Genomic DNA, 4,940 nt, shown 5'->3' with positions numbered 1-4,940 from the left:
TCCGGCGGAACGGGTGCGCCAGCGGCCAGGACGGGAAGGTGTTGGTGGAGAACCGCGAGTGCACGATGCCCAGCGCGCTCTCCATCCGGTCGTCCTGCAGATCCAGATAGAACGCCTTGAGCTGCGGGGTGGTCAGCATGCCCTTGTAGATCAGGGTCTTGCCGGAAAGGCTCGGGAAATAGACGGTTTCGCGGCCCGGACCGTCCTGGCCGGGGCCCTTGGTGCCCAGTTCGTGCTCGGCGCGCTTGCGGATCACGAAGGCGCGGCGCTCCAGTTCCATGCCGGAGGCGCTCGGGTCCATCCCGTCGCTTCGCTCGCCCCAGCCGATGAACAGCTGCTTGAAGACCGGCATGGCATCGCGGGCCAGTGCGCCCAGCGACGAGTCGTCGGTCGGCACCTCGCGCCAGCCGAGCACCGTCAGGCCTTCGGCCTCGACGATCTTCTCGACCGACTCGACGGCTTGAGCGGCGTCCCGGGAGGACTGCGGCAGGAACGCGATGCCGGTGGCGTAGGAGCCCTCCTCGGGCAGGTCGAGGTCGAGCTGTTCCTTGCAGACCGCGCGCAGGAACTTGTCCGGCACCTGGATCATGATCCCGGCGCCGTCGCCGCTGTTGGGCTCGGCGCCGGCCGCTCCGCGGTGCTCAAGGTTGATCAGCGCGGTGATCGCGTGATCGACGATGTCGCGGCTGCGCCGGCCGTGCATGTCGACGACCATCGCGACGCCGCACGCGTCGTGCTCGTAAGCGGGGTTGTAAAGCCCGACACTTGTGGGCATACGCACCTGACCCTTCACCTGAATTCCGCGGCGAATCGACCCATGCTGTCCGGAGCGCGCCGCGCCCCGTCGGGGATCCTCCGTGCGTCGGTGAACGGCGGCCCTGATTCATTCGTCCACGCCGGTGTCCACCGGTAGCCGTCGACTGGTACCAAAACGATATGCACGCTGCGGCGAAAAGCCAACTTAGGATTGCCTAAAAAATGCCGCTGAAGAGCGTACCGGCGGGTCCGGGCGCCGGACGCCGGTGTCCGGAGACGTCAAGGACCCGGGGTCGGGCGCTTCCGGGCGGTCGGGCTCTGAAACACCCATCCGGCCGACCTTCCGGAAATACCGGTCGAGTGAAGATTTAGCCAACCCCACTCCGTCGGGCCTGAGCAGGTGAAAGGCTTTCCGACACATCGTCCGCATGACACTCGTAAGGAGTCCCACTGATGCAAGCTCCCACGATGGCCCACCGCCTCACGGCGGAGTTCATCGGCACATTCTGGCTGGTCTTCGGCGGCTGCGGCGCTGCCGTGTTCGCCGCCAACCCGGCCGGCGACCATTCCGTCGGCATCGGCTACCTGGGCGTCGCCCTGGCCTTCGGCCTGACCGTCCTGACCGGTGTCTACGCACTCGGCGCCATCTCCGGCGGGCACTTCAACCCGGCCGTGACCCTCGGAGCGGCGCTGGCCAAGCGCGTGGAGTGGGCCGCGGTGCCCGGTTACTGGCTGGTGCAGATCCTCGGCGGTCTCGCGGGCGGCCTGGCGATCCTGACGATCGCCAAGGGGCGGCCGAAGTTCAACGCCAGCGGCAACATGGCGGCCAACGGATTCGGTGACCTGTCCCCGCACGGCTACTCGCTGATGGCGGTGCTGATTATCGAGGTGCTGCTCACCTTCATGTTCCTGTTGGTCATCCTGGGCTCCACCGACGACCGCGCGCCCAAGGGCTTCGCGGGAATCTCCATCGGCCTGGCGCTGACGCTGATCCACCTGATCTCCATCCCGGTCTCGAACACCTCGGTCAACCCGGCCCGCTCCACCGGTGTCGCCTTCTTCAACGGCGCGGGCGCACCGGGCCAGCTGTGGTTGTTCTGGCTGGCGCCGCTGGCCGGTGCCGCCCTGGCCGGTGTGCTCTACCCGATCCTGTTCCCCCGCCAGGAGGAACTGGCCACCCGTCCGGTGCGCGATGCCGTGCTCGACGCCGAGGGCAAGTTCGTCGAGGGCTGACGTCCGACCCGTCCTTGCGCGAACCGCGCCGGCGGTGGCCCTGTCCGACAGGGGCGCCGCCGGCGTTCTCGTGAGCTCACAACCCGCTGATGCGCTGCACCGGTAGTCGGGGGCCGCGGCGCGGCAGACGAGCCAGTCGGCTGACCTCCAGCAGTCGCACCGCGCGATAGCGGTGCGGGCGCAGCGGTTCGAGCAGGTCCACCATTGCCTCGTCGTCGATGGGGTGGCCCAGCAGGGTCCAACCGATCATCGCCGACAGGTGGTAGTCGCCGATCGACAGTGCGTCGGCGTCGCCGAGGGCGCGCTGGGCGGTCTCGGCCGCGGTCCACACCCCGACGCCGGGCAGCGACGTCCAGGCCTCGCGGCCGGTCTGCCGCTCCAGGGCGTCGGCGCGCTGGGCGCAGGCCAGGACGGTGCGGGCTCGGCCGGGGTCGACGTTGGCGCGGTGGAACTCCCAGGACGGGATTGCCCGCCAGGTCTCGGCCGACGGCGGCACCCGCATACCTTCCGGAGCGGGACCCGGCGCGGGGGTGCCGAATCCGGTGACCAGCAGCCGCCAGGACCGGAACGCCTCGACGCCCTGGACGCGCTGTTCGAGGACGGCGGGGATGATCGCCTCCAGCACCCGGCCGGTGCGCCCTATGCGCAGGTGCGGGACCCGGCGGCGGGCCAGCGCGACGAGCGGGTCCCGGGGGTCGAAGCCGCTCGCGTCGTCGTCGGCGCCGAGCAGGGCGGGGAGGTTGTCGCAGAACTCCTGCGCGCCGTCACCCCAGGCCTGGCAGTCGACGGTGTCGGCGGCGGTGCGGGTGATGCGGGCGCTCACCGGGCCGCTGCGCTGAAGGCTGGTGCGCCAGATCGCGCGGTCGACGATCCGGAAACACGGGTCGTGCGGCCCTCGACGCTGTGGTGCAAGGGTGTGGCCGGGGCTGACCGGCCCCGGGAACCTGAGCGTGCGACTGACCGACATCCTCAGGGGCGCCCGGTGATTCGGTCCGCGAGCGCGGCGATCGGTGAGGTGTGCGGGCGGCCCCGCGCCTCGTGCCGGTCGGCGAGTTTGTAGGCGGTGTAGAGGCCGCTGACGCCGAGCCAGCGCAGCGGTTCGGGCTCCCAGGTTCGGGACCGGTGCTCGACCCACGGCAGTGCGGTGAGGTCGGTGCCGCGTCTGAGGACGAGGTCCGCCAGGGTCCGGCCGGCCAGGTTGGCGGCGGTGACGCCGTGGCCGACGTAGCCGCCGGCCTCGCCCAGTCCTGTCGCGGGATCGAGGCGGACGGTGGCCGACCAGTCCCGCGGCACGGCGAGCACACCGCACCATCCGTGAGCGATAGGGACGCCGACGGTTTGCGGCAGCGCATCGTTGAGCACGCCGGTGAGGAAGTCGATGGTGTCCCTGCCCAGCGCGCCGTCCCGGTCGGTGCGGGAACCGTAGCGGTAGGGCACCGCGCGCCCGCCGAGGGCGATGCGGCCGTCGGCGGTCCGTTGGGCGTAGAAGAACCCGTGTGCGAGGTCGCCGAGTGTCTCACAGCCCCGCCAACCGATGGCGTCCCAAATCTGTTGCGGCAGAGGTTCGGTGGCGATCATGGCGCTGTTCATCGGCAGCCAGCGCCGGCGCAGTCCCCGCATCCGGGAGGTGAAACCCTCGGTGGCGCGGATGATGACGGGTGCCCGCACGACGCCCTGCGGGGTTTCGGCGCGGCCCTGTTCGATGCGGGTGACGCGGGTCTGTTCGTAGAGGGTGACGCCGCGGCGTTCGACCACCTCGGCCAGGCCGCGGGCGAGCTTCGCCGGTTGGATGCGGGCGCAGTTCGGGTTGAACGAGCCGAGAACCAGGCCCTCGACGGCGATTCGGTCGGAGGCCTGCCGCGCGGTGAGGATCTCGACGTCGTCGACTCCCCAGCGGCGGTCCTCCTCGACCTCCTCACGCAGGCGCTGCGCCTGGGCCGGGTTGCGGGCCACCTCGAGGTTGCCGCCCTTGGCGATGTCGGCGTGGATGCGCTCCTCGGCGGCTACCTCGATGACCTCGTCGACGGCCCCGTTGAGCATGTGCTGCCAGGCGATCACGCTGCCGCGACCATGCTGGGCGGCCAGAAGGCCTCGATGCCCGGGAGCCAGACCGGACAGCCAGCCACCGTTGCGTCCGCTGGCGCCGAAGCCGGCGAACCGCGCCTCGAGCACGGTGATCCGCAGGCTCGGGTCGGCCCGGGTGAGGTAGTAGGCGGTCCACAGTCCGGTGTATCCGGCGCCGACGATGCAGACGTCGGCCTCGCGGTCGCCGGGCAGCGCGGTCCGCGGGTCGGGCAGTCGGGTGAACCAGTGCGAGACCGCGCCGTTTACCGGGGCCATGGTCGTACGGTACCCAGTTCGACAGCTTCATCGAGAGTGCGCACAGATCGGGTTTGCGGCCTCGGACTCAAGCGATGGCGGCAATCGGCCCGGATCTCGATCCGAGCGCACTTTCGGCGGGGTCAGCGCCCGGCCGACCGCAACTGCACCCACCACAGGGCCGCGGCCCGGATGGACTCCTCCACCGGCGCCGGGTGCCAGCCCAGTTCCCGCACCGCCTTGCCGTGGTCGACGGGGGCCTCGGCGCGCATCAGGCGCAGGGCGTTGAGATTCAGCCGCTCGTCGGTGCCGCGCAGTTTCGCCTTCACCGTGCCGAGGGCGGCCAGCGCGTAGGTCACCGGCAGCGGGATCGTCCGCGGCGGCGGCGGCACCCCGACGGCCTCGGCGGCGATCCGCACCACCTCGGCGTTGCCGATCATCCTCTCCGACACCAGGTATCGCTCGCCGGCGCGGCCGTGCTCGGCGGCCAGGATCAACGCGGCCGCCGCGTCGTCGACCCCGACCGCCTCCAACTCGATCCGGTCGAGGACGAACGGCAGCTTGCCGAACGCCGCGCCGGCGATGATGGCGCCGTGCGGGGTGCGGCCCCAGTCGCCGGGGCCGTAGGTGGT

At 71.0% G+C, this 4,940-nt stretch carries 4 protein-coding genes and 1 pseudogene; 1 reads left to right on the top strand and 4 read right to left on the bottom strand.

The genetic code is table 11. The features are described 5' to 3' along the window. Positions 1–775, bottom strand: a pseudogene (locus ADBZ5U_RS14185) (glutamate synthase subunit alpha); the annotation flags it as partial. Between the two features lie 434 nt (positions 776–1,209). Between ADBZ5U_RS14185 and aqpZ the strand changes: the two are divergent. Next, positions 1,210–1,989 (top strand): aquaporin Z, encoded by a 780-nt coding sequence (gene aqpZ / locus ADBZ5U_RS14180; RefSeq protein ID WP_526811243.1) that lies wholly within the window; start codon positions 1,210–1,212, stop codon positions 1,987–1,989. A 76-nt stretch (positions 1,990–2,065) separates the two neighbouring features. On the opposite strand, the gene ADBZ5U_RS14175 is transcribed toward aqpZ, so the two are convergent. The 3 genes from ADBZ5U_RS14175 to ADBZ5U_RS14165 all read right to left on the bottom strand — a co-directional run. Continuing rightward, positions 2,066–2,956, bottom strand: a complete 891-nt coding sequence (locus ADBZ5U_RS14175; RefSeq protein ID WP_526811242.1) for a DNA-3-methyladenine glycosylase family protein — start codon at positions 2,954–2,956, stop codon at positions 2,066–2,068. 2 nt (positions 2,957–2,958) lie between these two features. Continuing rightward, positions 2,959–4,329, bottom strand: a complete 1,371-nt coding sequence (locus ADBZ5U_RS14170) for an NAD(P)/FAD-dependent oxidoreductase (RefSeq protein WP_526811240.1) — start codon at positions 4,327–4,329, stop codon at positions 2,959–2,961. Between the two features lie 122 nt (positions 4,330–4,451). Beyond that, positions 4,452–4,940 (bottom strand): Rossmann-fold NAD(P)-binding domain-containing protein (locus ADBZ5U_RS14165; RefSeq protein ID WP_526811238.1); only part of this gene is annotated, 489 nt, incomplete at its 5' end.

It is taken from the genome of Mycobacterium sp., from assembly GCF_040398885.1.
Lineage (GTDB): Bacteria > Actinomycetota > Actinomycetes > Mycobacteriales > Mycobacteriaceae > Mycobacterium.
This window is presented reverse-complemented; position numbering and strand designations above follow the sequence as displayed.

Bases quoted from the DNA above. Each gene is read 5' to 3' on its own strand.
- ADBZ5U_RS14175 (WP_526811242.1), bottom strand. From the start codon at position 2,956: ATGTCGGTCAGTCGCACGCTCAGGTTCCCGGGGCCGGTCAGCCCCGGC.
- aqpZ (WP_526811243.1), top strand. From the start codon at position 1,210: ATGCAAGCTCCCACGATGGCCCACCGCCTCACGGCGGAGTTCATCGGC.
- ADBZ5U_RS14170 (WP_526811240.1), bottom strand. From the start codon at position 4,329: ATGGCCCCGGTAAACGGCGCGGTCTCGCACTGGTTCACCCGACTGCCC.